Source organism: Cryobacterium zhongshanensis, assembly GCF_022760445.1.
Taxonomy (GTDB): Bacteria; Actinomycetota; Actinomycetes; order Actinomycetales; family Microbacteriaceae; genus Cryobacterium; species Cryobacterium algoricola.
In genome coordinates this window covers 141,146-158,802 of the sequence record NZ_JALGAR010000004.1, presented here as the reverse complement: position 1 = coordinate 158,802, position 17,657 = coordinate 141,146, and the positions used below count along the sequence as shown (strand labels likewise).

General features: G+C 70.2%; 14 protein-coding genes and 1 pseudogene. 5 read left to right on the top strand and 10 right to left on the bottom strand.

Annotation, left to right across the window (positions count from 1 at the left end; translation table 11 throughout):
- Positions 1–41 precede the first annotated feature (41 nt).
- Positions 42–1,403 carry a nucleotide sugar dehydrogenase gene (locus MQH31_RS14900; RefSeq protein WP_243012709.1) on the bottom strand — a complete coding sequence of 454 codons (1,362 nt, stop codon included), beginning with the start codon at positions 1,401–1,403 and terminating at the stop codon, positions 42–44.
- Positions 1,404–1,681: 278 nt separating this feature from the next.
- Between MQH31_RS14900 and MQH31_RS14895 the strand changes: the two genes are divergently transcribed.
- Positions 1,682–3,019 carry a glycosyltransferase family 2 protein gene (locus MQH31_RS14895; protein ID WP_243012708.1) on the top strand — a complete coding sequence of 446 codons (1,338 nt, stop codon included), beginning with the start codon at positions 1,682–1,684 and terminating at the stop codon, positions 3,017–3,019.
- A 57-nt stretch (positions 3,020–3,076) separates the two neighbouring features.
- Here MQH31_RS14895 and MQH31_RS14890 read toward each other — a convergent pair whose 3' ends face one another.
- On the bottom strand, positions 3,077–5,770 hold the full coding sequence (locus MQH31_RS14890) for a helix-turn-helix domain-containing protein (RefSeq protein WP_243012707.1): 2,694 nt from the start codon (positions 5,768–5,770) through the stop codon (positions 3,077–3,079).
- A 370-nt stretch (positions 5,771–6,140) separates the two neighbouring features.
- Entirely contained in the window at positions 6,141–7,154 is a 1,014-nt protein-coding gene (locus MQH31_RS14885) for an MDR family oxidoreductase (protein ID WP_243012706.1), read from the bottom strand.
- A 137-nt stretch (positions 7,155–7,291) separates the two neighbouring features.
- Between MQH31_RS14885 and MQH31_RS14880 the strand changes: the two genes are divergently transcribed.
- Entirely contained in the window at positions 7,292–8,764 is a 1,473-nt protein-coding gene (locus tag MQH31_RS14880; protein ID WP_372488166.1) for an LssY C-terminal domain-containing protein, read from the top strand.
- Here the strand turns inward: MQH31_RS14880 and trhO are convergent.
- Positions 8,733–9,625: pseudogene (gene trhO / locus MQH31_RS14875) on the bottom strand (oxygen-dependent tRNA uridine(34) hydroxylase TrhO). The gene MQH31_RS14880 and the pseudogene trhO sit on opposite strands and share 32 nt — an antisense overlap.
- Positions 9,626–9,736: 111 nt before the next feature.
- On the opposite strand from trhO, the gene MQH31_RS14870 reads away from it, so the two are divergent.
- Positions 9,737–10,282 carry a YbhB/YbcL family Raf kinase inhibitor-like protein gene (locus MQH31_RS14870; protein ID WP_243012705.1) on the top strand — a complete coding sequence of 182 codons (546 nt, stop codon included), beginning with the start codon at positions 9,737–9,739 and terminating at the stop codon, positions 10,280–10,282.
- 94 nt (positions 10,283–10,376) lie between these two features.
- Positions 10,377–11,357 carry an alpha/beta hydrolase gene (locus MQH31_RS14865; protein WP_241976229.1) on the top strand — a complete coding sequence of 327 codons (981 nt, stop codon included), beginning with the start codon at positions 10,377–10,379 and terminating at the stop codon, positions 11,355–11,357.
- Positions 11,358–11,365: 8 nt separating this feature from the next.
- On the opposite strand, the gene MQH31_RS14860 is transcribed toward MQH31_RS14865, so the two are convergent.
- Positions 11,366–12,004, bottom strand: coding sequence for a LysE family translocator (locus tag MQH31_RS14860; RefSeq protein WP_134534618.1), 639 nt, complete (start codon positions 12,002–12,004; stop codon positions 11,366–11,368).
- A gap of 42 nt (positions 12,005–12,046) precedes the next feature.
- Between MQH31_RS14860 and MQH31_RS14855 the strand changes: the two genes are divergently transcribed.
- Positions 12,047–12,610: an acyl-CoA thioesterase gene (locus MQH31_RS14855; protein WP_243012704.1), complete on the top strand. Its 564-nt coding sequence runs from the start codon at positions 12,047–12,049 to the stop codon at positions 12,608–12,610.
- Between the two features lie 150 nt (positions 12,611–12,760).
- Here MQH31_RS14855 and MQH31_RS14850 read toward each other — a convergent pair whose 3' ends face one another.
- The 5 genes from MQH31_RS14850 to MQH31_RS14830 all read right to left on the bottom strand — a co-directional run bounded on the left by MQH31_RS14850 (position 12,761) and on the right by MQH31_RS14830 (position 17,582).
- Positions 12,761–13,294, bottom strand: coding sequence for an SRPBCC domain-containing protein (locus MQH31_RS14850; protein WP_134534616.1), 534 nt, complete (start codon positions 13,292–13,294; stop codon positions 12,761–12,763).
- A 143-nt stretch (positions 13,295–13,437) separates the two neighbouring features.
- A complete protein-coding gene (locus MQH31_RS14845) occupies positions 13,438–15,054 on the bottom strand; it encodes a phytoene desaturase family protein (RefSeq protein WP_243012703.1) in 1,617 nt (538 codons plus the stop codon).
- A gap of 80 nt (positions 15,055–15,134) precedes the next feature.
- Positions 15,135–16,070: an aldo/keto reductase gene (locus MQH31_RS14840; protein WP_243012702.1), complete on the bottom strand. Its 936-nt coding sequence runs from the start codon at positions 16,068–16,070 to the stop codon at positions 15,135–15,137.
- Positions 16,071–16,210: 140 nt separating this feature from the next.
- Positions 16,211–16,603, bottom strand: a complete 393-nt coding sequence (locus MQH31_RS14835) for an META domain-containing protein (RefSeq protein ID WP_243012701.1) — start codon at positions 16,601–16,603, stop codon at positions 16,211–16,213.
- 67 nt (positions 16,604–16,670) lie between these two features.
- A complete protein-coding gene (locus MQH31_RS14830; RefSeq protein ID WP_243012700.1) occupies positions 16,671–17,582 on the bottom strand; it encodes a LysR family transcriptional regulator in 912 nt (303 codons plus the stop codon).
- Positions 17,583–17,657: the final 75 nt, after the last annotated feature.

Genomic DNA, 17,657 nt, shown 5'->3' with positions numbered 1-17,657 from the left:
GGGCAGGACGTGCCCCCGACATCCGCCCGGGAATCAAGAGGTCAGAGCTGCACGCGGCGGGGCAGGTCGGTGCGACGGTAGGTCGTGTCGAGCACGAGGACCTCGGGGGACAGCCACTCCCAGTCGACGTTGTCGTGGTCGGTGTGCAGGACAACGAGGTCGGCGCCGAATGCGTCCGGGTCGACCGTCGCGGTGAGCTCACTCCCGTTCCTGAGCCGCACGGCGCCGAAGAACGGGTCGTGGAATCCGACGTCCGCGCCCTGGTCCGCCAGCATGCTGAGGATCTCCAGGGCCGGCGACTCGCGGAGGTCGGCGACGTTGGGCTTGTACGAGATCCCGACCACGAGCACGCGTGAGCCGCGGAGCGGCTTGCCCTGGTCTGCGAGGGTTTCGCGCACCCGTTCGAGTACCCGGCGCGGGCGGCCGGCGATCTCGCTCATCGCGTGTTCGATGACCGGCGCGTCGACGTGGGCCTTGCGGAGCTGCCAGAGCAGGTAGTGCGGATCGCACGGGATGCAGTGCCCGCCGACGCCGGCGCCGGGGAAGAAGGGCATGAAGCCGTACGGCTTCGTCGCAGCGGCATTGATGACCTCGATGACCGACAGCCCGAGCGCGAGGCACGCCTCGGCGAATTCGTTCGCCAGGGCGATGTTCACCGCCCGGAAGGTGTTCTCGAGGAGCTTGCTCATCTCGGCGACCTCGAGGGAGCTGACGCCGTGGATGTTGCGCGCGTAGCGGCCGAGGAGGGCGGCTCCCGCGGCCTGGCAGGCCGGGGTTGCTCCTCCGACCACCCGCGGCACGTCCTCGTGGGCGTAGCGGTCGTTGCCGGGGTCGATGCGTTCCGGGCTGAAGGATACGAAGATGTCCTTGCCTGCGGTCAGGCCGCGCACGAGCAGCGGGGTGACGAGGAGGTCCCTCGTGCAGCCGGGGTACGTCGTGGATGTGAGCATCAGGAGCTGGCCGGGCACGGCGGCATCGACGACCATCGTGCACGCGCTCGCGAGGATCTCGAGGTCGGGCGTGAGGTGTTCGTCGATCGGGGTGGGGACGCAGATGATGACCGCTGCCGCGTCGCCGAGCCGGTAGGTGTCGCCCGTGATCTGGAAGCCGTCGCCCGCCATCGCCGTCTCGAGGCGGTCACGGTCAGACTCGAGCAGGTCGGCTTCGCCGCTGCGGATCACGGCGAGCCGGCGTTCGCTCACGTCGACGCCGAGCACCCGGAGGCCGGCGGCGTGCAGGGACAGCGCCGTCGGCAGCCCGACGTAACCCAGGCCCACGATCGCGACGTCGAAGTCGAACTGGGTGCGGGGGATGACCGGGATGAGCAGGGCGTCCGCGGTCGTGCGCTGGCGACTCTGGTGGGTGAGCGGCAGGGAAGAGTCGTCGACGATTTCGATTGACATTCCAGGTCCTTTGTTTGGGTAAGTCGGTTCGCGGATGCGCCGCTGGCGCCGCGAGGAGTTTCGGGACTCGGCGGGGCGCGGCAGGTGGTGTTCCCGCGGCCAGTCTCTGCAGATGTTGCGATCCGGGCAACCCATGGATCGGACTCTGCGGGTTCGTGTGGGCATCCCGCATCCGGATGTGGTTAACCGCAGTTGTCCGCCGTCGCGGGCGCCCTGTCCCGCGTGTACGGTCGGACCACCGGCGCGACCCCTCCGCCGGCCGGCCGACGGAGAGTCACATGCTGAGCCTGATCGTGGTGCTCGTCCTCGTGGTCGGGGTGAACACGGCGCTGTGGGGCACGGTCGGTCTGGGCCGGGTCGTTGCGCAGGCGTTCCGGAACCGGCCGCGGAGCGCGCGCCACCGGCTCGCGCAGTCGACGGCAGGCACGGCCGGCGTGGGAGCGGCCCGCCGCCTCACCCCGAACGACGTTGCCGTGCTGATCGCGGCGCACAACGAAGAACTCGTGATCCGGAACACGATCCGCTCGGCGGCCAGGCTCGTGCCCGCCGGCAATATCTTCATCGCGTCTGACGCGTCGAAGGACGCGACGGCCGTGATCGCGGAGGAGAGCGGGGCGAACGTCGTCGAGCTCCTGCCCAATCGCGGCAAGGCCGGTGCACTCGTCGCCGCGATCGCGCACTTCCGGCTCGCCGAACGCTTCGAGATCGTGATGCTGCTCGACGCGGACACGCAGCTCGCGGACGACTACATGGAGACGGGCCTGCCCTACTTCGACGATCCGGGGGTCGTCGCCGTCGCCGGCCGTGCCGCGACGGTCACGGACCCGCCGTCGCCGACCCGGCTCGGACGTTTTCTCGTGGCGTATCGCGAACGGTTCTACGTGGTCGTGCAGTTCCTCCTCAAGTACGGTCAGGCCGCCCGCTTCGCGAACGTGGTGTCGATCGTCCCGGGCTTCGCGAGCATGTACCGCAGCCGGATCCTCGCCGATATCGACATCTCCGCCCCCGGGCTCGCGATCGAGGACTTCAACATGACATTCGAGGTGCATGCCAAGCGGCTCGGCCGCATCGCGTTCCACCCCCTCGCGGCGATCGCGTACACCCAGGATCCCGACACCTTCCGGGACTACACGAAACAGCTGCGCCGCTGGACGCTCGGCTTCTGGCAGACGGTCCGCCGGCACGGCTTCCGGTTCGGGACCTTCTGGGGGGCCCTCGCCCTCTACGTTTTCGAACTCGTGACGAGCAGCATCATGATGCTGATCTTCCTTCCGTTGCTCCTCGTGTCGCTGGCTGCGGCGGCCTGGGGAGAGGTCTCGGCCGACCCGGTGTCGATCGCGGTCGCACAGGCGGTTCCCCCGGCCTCCATCGTCATCGGGGTGCTGGTGCCGGACTACCTGCTCACGATCCTGGTCGTGATCGTGACCGGGCGGGTGCACTACCTCGTGCTCGGGATCGGCTTCCCGCTCGTGCGCATCGTCGACGCCTTCATCTGCCTGCGGACCATCCCGCAGGCGTTCTTCGGCCGGTCGAGCGGCACCTGGAAGAGCCCGGAACGACGGAGCAACACGGCGGTCGGCTCCGGGATCGCGGTCGGCGACGCCCTTCCGGGATAGCACGACCCCGGCCGGGCGCCCGGCCACGCGGGCGGGGCGCCCGTGCGGGGTCGCTGATCAGATCATCCCGCTCGCCGCGCCGTCCGCGAGCATCGCGCCGGAACCGGACAGCAGTGCGATCAGGTGCGACCGGGACTTGGCGCCGAGTTTGTTGTACGTGCGCGTGAGTCGCACCTCGACCGTGCGCAGGGAAACGAACAGCTCCGCGGCGATCTCCTTGTTCCGCTTGCCCTGCTGCACGAGTTCGGCGACGAGCCGTTCGTCGGGGGCGAGGGCCGCGAGGAGGGGATTGACGCTCGGGGCGTGGGTGCCGAGACGGACGGCATCCGCTTTTCTGGCCCACGGGATGGCGCCGAGCTGGGTGAAGATCATCCGCGCGGCCAGGTACTGGTCCGCGCCCTCCCTGCCGTGCCCGAGGCTCACGAGCCGGTCGGCATAGCTCAGGAGGGTGCGGCCCTGCTCGAACTGCGAATCGCCCGGCTGCCAGAGACCCACGGCCTGTTCGAAGACGGCGACGGATGCCTCGCCGGGTGTCAGCAGGGCCTCGGCGCGTGCAGAGGCGAGCACCGTCCACCGGCTGTGGAAGGGCCGGGCCCTCGCCCGGAACTCACGGAACTGGATCACGGCCTCCCGGAGGCGGCCGGAGAGGACGTATGCCTCGATCAGGTCGACCTGGCTCCGGAGCAGCGAGGGGTTGCGGAACGCGGACCCGATGGTGCCGGCCCGGCTCAGGAACGCGATCGCATCGTCGAAACGGCCCTCCATGAGCGCGAACCGGCCCTGGTCGGCCACGAGCCGGGCGGCGAGTGCCGGATGGTCGCTCGTCGCGAAGCTGCGGTTGCAGAGCTCGATCGCCGCGTCCGCGCGCGCGCGGTCTCCGCGAGCCTGCCAGTACCAGGCAGTGAGGAGCTGGAGCGGGCGACGGTGCACCTGTTCCGTGCCGGAGCCCGTGAGCGATTCGATGATGGCCATGGCCTCGAACTGGTTGCCGGCGAGGATTTCGTTCTCCGCGAGGTAGTACCGCGCCGTCTGCAGGACGAGGGGCTCCGGCGGAGGTTCGAGGCCGACGACGGTGCGCAGCACGCGCCTCGCGTCGCCGTAGCGGTCGATGAACGTGAGGCTGCGGCCGAGGACGGACAGGGCGCGGGCGCTCGTCTCCTCGGTCCAGCCATGACGGGAGAGCCTCTCGAACATCCGGGTCGCTGGTCCTGGGTCACCCTCGAGAGCACCGAGGAGCAGGGCGGACAGTTCGTGGAGTTCGCGCGCCTCCGGGGTTGCGCTCTCGAGAAGATGGCGGCCCCTGGCGAGGGCTTCCCGCGCGGCCTCGACCTCCCAGCGTTCGGCATGGCTGAGGGCGCTCATGCCGAGCATGCGGACGAGGTCTTCCGCCCTGCTGCCCGCGTCTCGTGGCCCGACCCAGTCGTCGAGGTCCGTCGTGAGCAGCTGGTGGGTCGACATGAATTCGATTCCGGTGCGGAGGATGGCCAGCTGTGTGCCCGTGGCGATCGAGCCGGGCCGGCGCTGGCCGAGCCTGGCGTAGCGGGCAGCATAGGAGAGTTCGCCCTGCCGGTACAGCGCCTCCGCGACCTCGAGCAGGGCGTCCGGGCTTCCCGTCGCGTCGAGTGCGAGGGCCAGGGCGCGTTCGGCGAGTTCGACGGCCTGCCAGATCAGGCCTCTCCGAGCGAATTCGGCCGCTGAGGCGAGCAGTTCGTCCGAGGACAGGCTGCCGGCATCCGCCCAGCTGCGGTGCCACGCCGCGAGGCCGGGGTCCCCGCCGGGCGCCGCCTCGCTGCGGGCGGCGCGGGCGTGGAATTCGGCGCGGGTGCCTGCGTCGATGGACCAGTAGAGGTGGGACCGCAACGCGGAGTCCGAAATCCGGAGGTACCGGCCGTCGCGGATGACGGTTCCCGCCGACAGGAGCTCCTCGAGGGCGCCGCGGAGCGGGTCGCCGCTCTGCCGGATCGGATCCTGGCTGCTCAGGTAGGAGCAGGACAGCATCGCCAGCAGGAGGTGCTGGTCGTCTGGTTCTTCCGAGGTCCGGGTCGAGGGGGCGCGCGATGCGCGGAACGGCAGCGCGACCGGAGCAGCGTTCCCGAGGTGCCTGCCGGTCAGGAGCCGGGCGTTCCTGGCGAGCTCGGACGGGCTCCCCGACGAGGAGGATGCGAGCATCCGGCGGAGCGCCTCATCGGACTGGGGGCCGAGAAGCTCCGTCGCGAGGATCATCGATTCGGCGAAGCTGAGGCGGTCGAGGGTGATGCGCGGGAGCGAGGCGAGCGGACCGACGGGCGGCTCCGCGCACACGGTGCCCACGAGGCGCATTCCCGTGCCGCCGAGGCGCGCCGCGACCATCGCGAAGACGGTTTGGCTCGCCAGGTCCATCAGGTCGAGGTCGTCGATCAGGAGCAGCGTTGTCGCGGGGGTGAAGTCACGGATCAGGGTGAGGAGTTCCGCGGCGCGGGCGGCGAGCTGGGCATCCGCTTCACCGGGGATGAGGAGCTCGCTGGAGAGCGCGGCCGCTGCCGGGTTCTGGAAGGAGGCGACGAAGGCCGAGAGACCGGAGAGCGGGAAGCCGGCTTCCGCGGGATTGATCCTGACCCGGAAGATCTCGACCCCTGCGATCGGTTCGACGGAGGCGAGCAGGCGCGATTTACCGGACCCGGGCTCGCCGACGACCAGCAGGGCCGACTCGTGAGGGGCGGTTGCGAGGTCGAGGATCGCGCCCAGCGTGTCGCGGTGGATGCTGGACTTCATGCGACGGCTCCGGGGAGCTGTCCAGCCCGTTCCGGGGGTCGGTAAAAGAGATCATTCATGAGACGGCGCTTCGTTTCGGGTAACGAGTGCGTGCGGATCACTCTATTCGGGGAGTACAGCAGCCGCCTCGGGGATGAGTCGGTGCTCTGCATTACTACCTGTGTGCGGTTCCAGAATGGGTGGTCTGGAGCCGGTCACCCCCGGTGGACGGGGGCTCCTGCTATGCAAGGTACGCTCATTTCTTTCCAAGGTATCCCCCACTAGTGGGGGATTACGGCGCGCCGAAAGTCTGGGGATCTGGTGAGGGGCCTCCGCTGTGGTAGTGCCGCCGGGCGGTTCGATCGCGAATAAATCGCGTCTGACCGCGTTATCAGTGGATCGAGACGACCGTGCGCCCGTGCAGTCGACCCGCGAGGATGTCATCGGCCGCCGTGAGGGCTTCCTCGAGCGTGATGTTCGACGTCAGGCCGTCGAGGAGCGTCAGGTCGAGGTCGGATTCGAGCCGAGACCAGGCCTGCTCCCGCAGGGCGATGGGGGCCTCGACGGAATTGATGCCCACGAGGCTCACCCCGCGCAGGATGAAGGGCATCACCGTCGTCGGCAGGTCGGCGCCCTGGGCGAGGCCGCAGGCGGTGATCACGGCGCCGTAGTTCGCCTGGGCGAGCACATTGGCGAGGGTGGCGCTTCCGACGGAGTCGACGGCAGCGGCCCAGCGCTGGGCCTGAAGCGGCTTCCCGGGCTCGGAGAGGGTGCTCCGGTCCAGGATGGTCTCGGCGCCGAGGCCGCGGAGGTATCCGCCGAGCTCGCCGACGCGGCCGGTCGAGGCGGTCACCCGGTAGCCTCCGGCCGAGAGCAGGGCGACCGCGATCGAACCGACGCCGCCGGCGGCACCGGTCACGAGCACGGGACCGGAGTCCGGCGTGATCCCAGCGCGTTCGAGCGCGAGCACGGCGAGCATGGCGGTGAAGCCGGCGGTGCCGATCGCGGCCGCCCGTCGGGCGCTGATCCCGGCGGGCAGTCGCACCAGGGAGGCTCCGGAGACCCTGGCACGCTCGGCGAGGCCGCCGTGGTGGCTCTCGCCCAGGCCGGAGCCGTTCAGGATGACGCGGTCTCCGGGCACCCAGCGCGGGTCCTCGCTCGACTCGACGGTGCCGACGAGGTCGATCCCGGCGATGAGGGGCCAGACGCGGACGACCCCGGGACGGCCGGCGAGCGCGAGTCCGTCCTTGTAGTTGAGGCTCGAGTATTCGACGGCGATGGTCACGTCGCCCGGCATCAGGAAGGTCTCGTCGACGAGCGTGAGCGCAGCGTGCTGCGTCTTCGTGCCGTCCTCCGCACTGGTCCGTTCGACGACGATGGCGTGGAACCGAGTCTCACTAGTCATGCTCCGAGCCTACTTCCCGCCCCTCGCCCGCCGGCCAACCCCTCCGCGAGAGCGCACTTTCGGCCCATATCCCGGCGGTTTAAGGGCCACAAGTGTGCTCTCGCGGACCCTCGCCAGCCGGTGGTCGAATCGGTAGCATGAGCGCTATGACCGCCGCCGCCGTGCCAGAGAAGGTGCGGGTCGTGCCGCGCCGGCTCTCGCTGAGCGCCGGCATCGACGCGTTCTTCTTCGTCTTCGCGGGGCTCGCGGCGGTCTGGCTCGCCGTCCTGCTCGTGAACGAGAGCTTCCTGCTCGGCTGGGGTGCGCTCTGGTTCGCGGTGCTCTTCTGGGTGCTGCTCGCCTACCTCGTGCTGCCGAGGCTGCACCGCATCCTGACCCAGCTGTACGTCCCCAACTACTTCATCGGCCGGACCCGCACGAGCGACGGCCTCCTCGGCGACCCGGTCAACCTCGCGATCACCGGCTCGGCGGAGCAACTTCAGCACGCGCTCGCCGCGGCGGGCTGGACGAGGGCGGACGACATCACGCCGGGCACGACCTGGAGGATGATCTCGGCGACGCTCGCCAGGCGCAGTTACGACGAGGCGCCGGTCAGCCCGCTGTTCCTGTTTGACAGAATGCAGGACTTCGCCTACCAGCAGGAGGTCGCCGAGAACCCGGCCAAGCGGCACCACGTGCGGTTCTGGCGCTGCCCGGACGGCTGGCTGCTCCCCGGCGGGACCAGGGTCGACTGGCTCGCGGCGGGGACCTTCGATCGCGCCGTCGGCTTCTCGCTGTTCACCCTGCAGATCACGCACAAGATCGACGAGGACACCGACATCGAGCGGGACCACATCGTCGACTCGCTGCTGCAGGCCGGCTCAGGGGCACGGATGCACGTGATCCGGGATTTCTCGAGCGGGTACCACTCGCGCAACGGCGGCGGCGACACTATCCAGACGGACGGGGACCTGCCCGTCGTCGATGTGTCCGGCATCGCGGTGCCCGGCAGCGCGGCCGCACGGGCGGTTTCTGCGGCGTCGCCGTCACCGGGATCGAGCGCAGTACCGACGGCGCCGTCTGACGCGTCGACGAGCGCGGCGTCGCCGTCACCGGGATCGAGCGCGGCTCCGATGGGGAGTGCCGCGCCGACCGCGCCCGCTGCCCGGCGGCGGCCGGCCTCGATCACCGTCGGAGCCCTGATGCTCACCGCGCGAGTCCTGTCGGGTCTCGGTGTCATCGTCCTCGCTGCACTCGACTGGCCCGAGTTCGTTTCGGCCGTTGCGATCGACGGGAAGCCGCCGGGCACCGTCGACCCCGCGACGGCCGGGGTCGCTCTCGGGATCCTGCTGACCGGGTACGGGGTCGTCCTCGCCCTCAATGTCGGCTTCGCAGCATTCGTGTTCTTCGGCCGGAACTGGGCGCGCATCGTCGCGATGTCATTCGCGACGGTGAGCATCGTCGCGAGCTTCGTCGACTACGCCGTCAATGGTGCCGCGATCACACTGCGGACCTCGCTCGTGAGCGTGACCTTCGACATCCTGATTCTGCTCGCCCTCTCGGCCAGGGATGCCAGGGAGTTCGCCCGCGCGCGGCCGGTCAGGCGTGCGCGGGGCAGGCGGGCGCCGTAGCGGCGCAGCCCGGGCAGACGACGAGCTGCACACGGCAGGACGGCTCGCGGCAGTTCTGCATCTGGTTCGTCGCTGCCGCGCAGCAGGCGCAGTGGCCGAGGACCGCGGGGTCCCCGGCGAAATCGACGGACATCCGCTTGTCGAAGACGTAGAGCGAACCGTCCCAGAGGCCGGAGTTTCCGTAGGCCTCGCCGTACCGCACGATGCCGCCGTCGAGCTGGTAGACCTCGCCGAAACCCCGGTCCTTCATCAGCGAGCTGAGCACCTCGCAGCGGATGCCGCCGGTGCAGTACGTCACGACCGGCCGGCCCTTGAGGTGGTCGTACCGGCCGCTGTCGAGCTCGGCGGCGAAGTCGCGGGTCGTCGCGACGTCGGGAACGACGGCGCCGCGGAAACGTCCGATCTCCGCTTCGAAGGAGTTGCGGCCGTCGAAGAAGACCAGGTCGTCTCCGCGCTCGGCGGCGAGCTCGTGCAGCGCGGCGGGGGAGAGTCGGGTGCCGCCGCCCTGTACGCCGGCCGCGGTGACCGTGAGCTCGCCGGGGGCGCCGAAGCTCCGATCTCCTCGCGCACCTTCACCACCAGGCGGGGGAAGTCCAGGCTCAGGCCGGACTCGTCGAGCCCGGTGCCTTCGCTCCACTTGAAGTCGATGTCGCGGAAGGCCGGGTACTCGCGCGTCTTCCGCACGTAGCGTTTCACGGCGGGGAGGTCGCCGCCGATCGTGCCGTTCAGGCCGTCCTTCGAGACCAGGATGCGGCCGCGCAGGCCGAGCGCTTCGCACAGGTCACGCTGCCAGAGGCGCACCGCCTCGGGGTCGGCGAGCGGCGTGAAGACGTAGTACAGCAGGATCTTCGGAATGGCCACCGCGCCATTTTACCGGCCGGCTCCTGCCCGTTTCTGCTTTCGCGGCTCCTGGGTAGCGCGGACTTAGACTGGGGGCACCCCGCACAAGAACCCCCGTCGCCAGGAGGACCCATGACCGCCACAGATCCGCTCGCCGTCTACGGCGAGGTGCCGCTCTTCACGCTCTCGAGCACGGACGTGACCGACGGGTCGCCGCTGTCGGCCGCCCAGTTCGCTGCGGGAGCCGGCGGCCTCGAGCGGTCGCCGCAGCTGTCCTGGGCCGGGTTCCCGGCCGGGACGAAGAGCTTCGCGGTCACTCTCTACGACCCGGATGCCCCGACCGGCTCGGGCTTCTGGCACTGGGCCGTCTTCAACATCCCGGCCTCCGTGACGTCGCTGCCCGCCGGAGCCGGCGCCCCCGGCGGCGCGCTGCTGCCCGCCGGCGCGGTCACCCTGCCCAACGAGCTGCGGCTCACCTCTTTCATCGGCGCCAGCCCGCCGCCCGGAACCGGCACCCACCGGTACCAGTTCATCGTGCACGCGGTGGATGTCGCGGCTCTCGACCTCGACCCGGCGTCGACTCCCGCGGTGCTCGGTTTCACCCTGCGGTTCCACACCCTCGGCCGCGCGGTCATCGAGGCGACCGGCGCCTTCGGCGGGGCGGCGCTGCACCCCTGACACCCGCCCATAGCGAAAACATGAGGTCCTCTCAGGTTGCTCACACGCGCGGGCCCTAGGTTCGTGCTGTGAACCAGATCCGCAGCACCCTCGCATGACCGCCGGCACCACCCTGAAAACCCGCGAAACCAGCCTCCGCCGTGTTCCCGTCTGGGTCTGGCGGGCCCTGATGATCCGGCTCTCCCCCGGCGAACTGCACAGGTTCAACCTCCAGCCGATCTCGACGGTGGACTACCACATCGACATCGACTACGTCGGGGACGAGAGCCGCGACCATCGGCTCGACGTGATGGTGCCGCACGGCGCGGCCGGACCGCTCCCGGTCTACGTGTACTTCCACGGCGGCGGCTGGACCTCCGGCGACAAGGCGCCGCTCACCAAGTACTGTGCCAGCCAGGCCGCAGACGGCATGATCGTCGTCAACGCCAACTATCGGATGGCCACCCGGTTCCAGCTCAGGCACATGCTCGAGGACGGCAACGCGGTGCTCGACTGGGTGGCGCGCAACGTCGCCGACTTCGGCGGGGACCCCACCCGGATCGTGCTCGGTGGGGATTCGGCGGGCGGCCACATTGCGGCGCTCCTCGCGGCATCCGCCTTCGAGCCGGAGCTCGCGGCCCACTACGGCATCGAACCCCACATCGAGCCGGGCAATCTCCGCGGGCTCGTGCAGCACTGCAGCATCGCCGACCTCTCGGTGATGTTCGAGCGCGGCTTCGTGCTGAGCCTCAACTTCCTGCGGATGCTGCTGCCCGAGCGGGGCCGCGGAGTCGTGCTGCGGGCCGCGGCGCGGTTCATGAACCCGATCGAGTGGCTCGACAGCGGATTCCCGCCCGTCTTCGTCACGACGAGCGAGCGGGACTACTTCTACCGGGCGAACCTGAACTTCATCGCGGCGCTCAAGCGCAGGTCGATCCAGGTGGACAGCCTGATCTACGACCGGCGGCAGGCGAACACCCACCACACCTGGCAGCAGGATGCCCGGCATCCGGAATCCCAGGAGGTCTACCGCCGCCTCGGGGCGTTCGTCCGCCGCGTCGCGGCCCTGCCCGTCGCCGTCCCCGTCGTCGCCTAGGGCGGGGGTCAGCTCTGGGCGCCGGTCGCCGCGAGGACGCCGCCGAGGCCGATCATCATGACCCCGCCGCCCGCGGAGAGCTTCTCGAGCCGCTTCGGCGACTTCGCGAACCACGTCCGTGCCGACCCGGCGGCGATGGCCCAGACGCTGTCGCCCGCGAGGGCGAGCACGACGAAGAGCGTGCCGAGCGTGAGGAGTTGCAGCGGAACGGCTCCCGCGTGATAGTCGACGAACTGGGGAAGCACGGCCACGAAGAACACGATCGATTTGGGGTTCGTGGCGCCGACGACGGACCCCTCGGCGAGCAGCCGCCACCACGGCCGGGCGACGAGACTCGCGCCGCGGGCCGGGGTGACCGCGCCGCGGTGCCGGATCGCGTGGATGCCGAGGTAGACGATGTATGCGGCGCCGACGAACTTGACGATCGTGAAGACCACGACAGACTGGGTCACGATCGCGCCGAGGCCGAGCGCGACGGCCGCGATGAGGGGCAGCATCCCGAGGGCGTTGCCGAGCACGCTCAGGAAGCCGCCGAGACGCCCGAGCGCGAGGGAGCGGCCGATCACGAAGAGCACGGTCGGCCCCGGCAGCGCGATGAGGGCGACGGAGGCGAGCGCGAACGTGAGCAGGTGATCGATCGGGACCATATCGGAATGCTACCCAATCGCAGGACGCGTTAGCATCGCAGAATGCATATGCTGATCCGCACCCTATTCCATGGCTGGCTGTCGAAGCGCGGCCCGCGGGTCGGGCCGTACGACGTCGTCAGGACCCGGTTCGTGACGCTGCCGACCGACCAGGACATCCTGCGGCACATGAACAACGGGGTCTACCTGTCGATCATGGACATCGCCAGGCTCGACCTCCTGCACCGCACCGGCATCTGGCCGATCTTCACCGCACGGGGCTGGTACCCCGTCGTCGTGAGCGAGACCATCAGCTTCCGCAAGTCGCTCACCGTCGGCCAGCGGTTCACCGTCGAGTCGCGCATCCTCGGCTTCGACGAGAAGGCCGTCTACGTCGAGCAGCGCTTCGTGCGACCGGATGTCGACGGGAACCCCGAGATCCTCGCGCTCGGCTTCATCCGGGGTCGCTTCCTCAAACGCAGCGGGGGCGTCGTCGGCATCGAGGAACTGCTCTCCGCCGTCGGACCGGTGCCCGCCGGGATCACCGTTCCGGCCTGGCTGCTCGAGTGGAGCGCGGACGTCGCCCTGCCCGCGACCCGCGCGGCCGCACCGAGCCACTGGGAGTAGTCGCCCGGCAGGACCAGGCGCGCGGCGGCCCGAGTGGACGCGCAGACGCGCAGACGCGCAGACGCGCAGACGCGCAGACGCGAAGACGCGAAGACGCGCACGCGCGCACGCGCGCGGAAGCGCTGGCGTTCGGGGTGGCCCCCGCGAGGACTAGGCGCGCGGCGGCGCCGGGACGGGGGTGACCGGGGGCTTGGCCGGGACGATGAGCTCGGAGTAGTAGAGCTCGTGCGCACCGGCATAGTGCTCGTGCGCAGGCAGCGGCTGGCCGGTCCGCGCTGCGACGAGGCGGTCGAGGTAGTAGTCCCAGAACGGCCCGACCCGTGCGGCGTCCGCGGCGGAGTGCAGGCGCTGTCCCAGGGTGAGGGTCGTCATGCCCGCGCCCTCGACGAGGTGCAGGATCACGTGCCTGGCCGCCTCGCCCTCCCCGATGTTGAGGGTGAACCGCTTCGGCGGGATGCACTTGAGGATCGTCACGTACGTCCACTCGGCATCCGCTTCGGAGAGCTTGAAGCGCACGGCGCCGGTCTCCGGCGCACCGGTGTAGGTGCCGATCCACCCGGCGAGGCCGCCGGGACGGCTGACGCTCGCCCAGACGTCGTCGATGGGTGCGGTGAAGAGACGATCGAGCATAAGGTACAGCCCGTCCTCGCGATGGGCGAGGCGACCGGTGGGCTTGGCTGACATGGGAACCTCCGCGGTGAGTGAAACACGAGCCGTGTCTTCAGGCTAAACCCGTTGGGCATCCCCGTGCCACAGTGCCGTGTGTGCCGGCCCGGTCCGCGTGCCCCGGCGCGCCGCATTCGGTCGCCGGGTTCAGCGCGGCGGACTCAGGCGTCGAGCTCCGCCTCGAGCACCGCCATCGCGGCGTTGTGCCCGCCGATGCCGCTGACCCCGCCGCCGCGCCGGGCTCCGGCGCCGCAGACCAGGATGCGGGGATGCCGGGTCGCGACGCCCCAGCGCTCGGCAGGGGTGCCTCTCGGGGCGTCGTCCTCGAGGAACGGCCACTCGAGCGGACCGTGGAAGATGTTGCCGCCCGGCATGTTGAGGGCGTGCTCGAGGTCGAGGGTCGTCTTGGTCTCGATGCAGGGCCGGCCGGCGGCATCCGTCAGCAGCAGGTCCTCGATCGGCTCGGCGAGCACCGAGTTGAGCGAGGCGAGCACGGCCTCCTGCAGCCGCTCCCGCGTCGCGTCGTTGTTCTCATCGCTCAGCCAGCGGTTCGGCGCGTGCAGCCCGAAGACGGTGAGGGTGTGGGCGCCGGATGCCGCGAGTTCCGGCGAGAGGATGCTCGGGTCGCTGAGGGAGTGGCAGTAGATCTCGCACGGCAACCGGTCCGGGATGATCCCGCGGACGGCCTCGTCGTACGCGCCCTCGAGCTGGGTGTACGCCTCGTTGATGTGGAAGGTTCCGCCGAACGCGGCCTCGGGGGAGACCGCCCGGTCGCGGAGCCTCGGCAGCCGGCGCAGCAGCAGGTTGACCTTCACCTGGGCGCCCTCCGGCTTGGGCGCAGGCTCTGCGGGGGTCGGGTGGGAGCCGTCGGGATCGTCCCTGCCGCCGGCATCCGCTGCGAGGAGATGCTCGAGCACCCAGGGCGCGACACCGGAGAGCACGACCGTTCCGGCGACCTCGCGGATGCTGCCGCCGCGCCGGTAGCGCACGGTTCCGTCCGGGCCGACGCTCGTCACCTCGGCGTCGGTCACGATCCGGGCGCCTGCCTGCCGGGCGGCCTTCTCGAGTTCGCCCGTCACGGCGCCCATCCCGCCGATCGGCACGTCCCAGTCCCCGGTTCCGTTGCCGATCACGTGATAGAGGAAGCAGCGATTCGCGGCGAGGTCCGCGGCATCCGTCGCCGTGAACGTGCCGATCAGGCCGTCGGTCGCGACGACGCCGCGCACGAGGTCGTTCGTGAAGGTCTCGGTGATGGTGCGGCCGAGCGGATGCTCGACGAAGCGATCCCACAGGGCGTCGTCGCCGAGCAGGAGCCTGGCCTCCGAGCGGGTCGGCAGGGGTTCGCAGACCGTGGGGAAGACCGCCCGGGCGAGCCGTGCGGTGTCGGCGTAGAAGGCGGCCCAGGCGGGGGCGTCTGCGCCGGCGCCGATGCGGTCGAAGCTCGCCAGGGTGGCCGCGGCATCGCCGTTGTCGACGAGGAGGCCGCCGGTCGGGTCGGCCGGGTTCGGCGTGTACGAGGAGAAGCGGCGCCGGGCGAGACCGATCTCGAGACCGAGTTCCTCGACGATCCGCTGCGGCAGCAGGCTGACGAGGTAGGAATAGCGCGAGAGGCGGGCGTCGACGCCGGCGAAGGCCTCGGCCGAGACCGCGGCGCCGCCGACATGCTCCGCACGCTCGAGCACGATCACACTGCGGCCGGCGAGGGCGAGGTACGCGGCGGCGGTCAGTCCGTTGTGTCCGCCGCCGACGATGACAACGTCATGAGTGGGTTCCGTCACGCCTCGAGACTAGCAACCGCGCCAGGGCCCTGCCCAGGCGCGACCGGTCGCACGACCGGTCGCGCAAGCGGGGCCGCGGTTCAGGGAACGATGTGTCCGGCGGCGCGGAACAGTTCGTACCACTCTGCCCGGGTGAGCGACACGTCGGAGCCCTGGGCCGCGCCGGCGACGCGCTCGGGGGTGGTGGTGCCGAGCACGACCTGCATCCTCGCGGGGTGCCGGAGGATCCAGGCGGTCGCGATCGCGATCGGCGGGACGCCGTAGTGCGCGGAGAGCCGGTCGATGACGGCGTTGAGTTCGGGGTACTCGGGCGAGCCGAGGAACACCCCCGTGAAGAAGCCGGCCTGGAACGGCGACCAGGCCTGGATGGTGATGTCGTTCAGGCGGCAGTAGTCGACGATGCCGCCCCCGTCGCGGGTGACGGACTGCTCCTGGGCGCTCATGTTCGCGGCAACCCCCTGGGCGATGATCGGTGCGTGGGTCAGCGAGAGCTGCAGCTGGTTGACGACGATCGGCTGGCGCACGTACTTCTGCAGCAGGTCGATCTGGCGCGGGGTGTGGTTCGAGACGCCGAACGCCCGCACCTTGCCTGCCGCCTCGAGTTCGTCGAACGCGCGGGCGACCTCCTCCGGTTCGACGAGGGCGTCGGGGCGGTGCAGCAGCAGGATGTCGATGTGGTCCGTCCGCAGGGCGGCGAGAGAGCCCTCGACGGACTCGACGATGTGCTCGTAGGAGAAATCGAAGTACGGTCCGTCCCCGACGATTCCCGTCTTCGTCTGGATCGTGATGGCGTCACGCTGTGCGGGGGTGAGCTGCAGCGCCTCGCCGAAGCGGCGCTCGCAACCGTGCAGTTCCGAGCCGTAGATGTCGGCGTGGTCGAGGAAATCGATCCCGGCGTCGCGGGCGGTGCGCACGAGTTCGCGGACCTCGTCGTCGCTCTTCTCCTGGATGCGCATCAGGCCGAGGATGACGTTCGGGGCGACGATATCGGTGCCGGGCAGGGTGAAAGTCTTCATGTCGGTTCACGCTAGGCGAGGCGCGTGCAGAAGTAAAACAACTGACAGCGATGCGATTGAGAAGGGCAAGCGCTCAATGGCTCGAGTGGGGCCACTTGTCCGTCTCCACCGCCTGCACGGTGTGTCGGCCGCGGTGCCGGTCAGCTCGGGCTGCTCGTCGGCTGGCGCTCGAGGGTGCCGATCTTCTTCCCACCCTGGTCCGTGAGAGTCATCGTCGACCCGTCGATGGTCGCGGCCGTCGCGGATCCCAGCCAGGTGTCGACACCCTCGCAGGCCATCAGGGTCGAGGCGAGGGGACCGAACTCGATCCGGTCACCGCTCATCTTCCAGGTGCCCACGAGCCGGTTGCAGCCGTCGGTTCCGGAGAGCGAACGGTCTTCGTGGAGCTCGAGGCTCGGCGTCCGGGCGGCACCGGGGTCGCCCCAGACTCCGGTCGCGGCGCTTCCGGCGGATGCCCCGCACCCGGACAGCGCGACGGCGACGCTGGCCGCCGCGACGGCGACGAGGATGCGGCGGGCGAGGTGAGTGCTCACGGGGGCTCCCATTCCGCACGCGGCTCCTGGCGTGCTTCACCCAGTGAAAGCCCGCCCGTGCTCCCCGTCAAGGCTCGACGGAGCGGGCGAGCGCATCGCGCACGGCGACGACGCCCGGCCGCCTCGTGCTCGAGCGGCGCGCGGCCGAGAAGAGGGTGCGGCGCGGGTTGCCGGGCAGGTCGACGAGGTGCACCGTGGGGGCGGCGCCCGCCCAGACCAGGTCGGGCAGGATACCGACGGCATTCCCCGATTCGATCAGGCGGATGTGCGCGATCAGGTCGGCGGTCTCGAACCGGACGTCGGGTTCGAACCCGGCGTCGCGGCAGAGCTGGGTCGCCCACGAGCGGGAGACGGTCCCGAGCGGTTCCATGACCCACGAAAGCCGCGCCATCTCGGCGAGAGTCGCGGAGGCATCCACGGCGCCGCCCGCGCTCGCGCCCCCGCTCGCGGGCGGCAGCGCGAGCCTGAGCGCATCCGTCGTCAGGTTCACCCGGTCGAGGTCGGCCCGGTGCGCCCGCCCGTGCCCCGGGTACTGCTCGGCGAGGACGAGGTCGAAGTCACGGGCGCTCACTTCGAAGAGGCCGCGCTCCGGCTCGCGCTCGGTCACCTCGATGCGCAGTTCGGGGAACTCGGCGGCGAGGAGGGTCAGCGCGCGGGGGATCACGGCGTGCGACGCGGACTGGAAGACGGCCACCCGCACGGTTCCGGAGACGGTCGTGAGCGAGGCCATCATCTCGGCCTCCGCGATTTCGAGCCGTTCGAGCAGGTGGGTGGTGTGCTCGACGAGGATCTCGGCCTGGGCGGTGAGCTGTACGCGGCGGCCGACCTTGTGCAGGAGCTCGACGCCCGTTTCCTTCTCGAGCAGGGCGAGTTGCTGGGACACCGCGGACGGGCTGTAGGAGAGCGCCTCGGCGACCCCGGCGAGGGTGCCGCGGATCTTCAGTTCGCGCAGCAGGCGCAGGCGTCGGATGTCCAACATCCCGTCACCTCCCGCTCGGCTCCAATGCACACAAATACTAACCAATACCCTGCACTAACGTTCGCTTTTGCTTAT

Coding starts and splice junctions, on each gene's coding strand:
- MQH31_RS14895 (WP_243012708.1), top strand. CDS start 1,682: ATGCTGAGCCTGATCGTGGTGCTCGTCCTCGTGGTCGGGGTGAACACG.
- MQH31_RS14880 (WP_372488166.1), top strand. CDS start 7,292: ATGAGCGCTATGACCGCCGCCGCCGTGCCAGAGAAGGTGCGGGTCGTG.
- MQH31_RS14885 (WP_243012706.1), bottom strand. CDS start 7,154: ATGACTAGTGAGACTCGGTTCCACGCCATCGTCGTCGAACGGACCAGT.
- MQH31_RS14855 (WP_243012704.1), top strand. CDS start 12,047: ATGCATATGCTGATCCGCACCCTATTCCATGGCTGGCTGTCGAAGCGC.
- MQH31_RS14830 (WP_243012700.1), bottom strand. CDS start 17,582: ATGTTGGACATCCGACGCCTGCGCCTGCTGCGCGAACTGAAGATCCGC.
- MQH31_RS14865 (WP_241976229.1), top strand. CDS start 10,377: ATGACCGCCGGCACCACCCTGAAAACCCGCGAAACCAGCCTCCGCCGT.
- MQH31_RS14840 (WP_243012702.1), bottom strand. CDS start 16,070: ATGAAGACTTTCACCCTGCCCGGCACCGATATCGTCGCCCCGAACGTC.
- MQH31_RS14890 (WP_243012707.1), bottom strand. CDS start 5,770: ATGAAGTCCAGCATCCACCGCGACACGCTGGGCGCGATCCTCGACCTC.
- MQH31_RS14870 (WP_243012705.1), top strand. CDS start 9,737: ATGACCGCCACAGATCCGCTCGCCGTCTACGGCGAGGTGCCGCTCTTC.
- MQH31_RS14850 (WP_134534616.1), bottom strand. CDS start 13,294: ATGTCAGCCAAGCCCACCGGTCGCCTCGCCCATCGCGAGGACGGGCTG.
- MQH31_RS14900 (WP_243012709.1), bottom strand. CDS start 1,403: ATGTCAATCGAAATCGTCGACGACTCTTCCCTGCCGCTCACCCACCAG.
- MQH31_RS14860 (WP_134534618.1), bottom strand. CDS start 12,004: ATGGTCCCGATCGATCACCTGCTCACGTTCGCGCTCGCCTCCGTCGCC.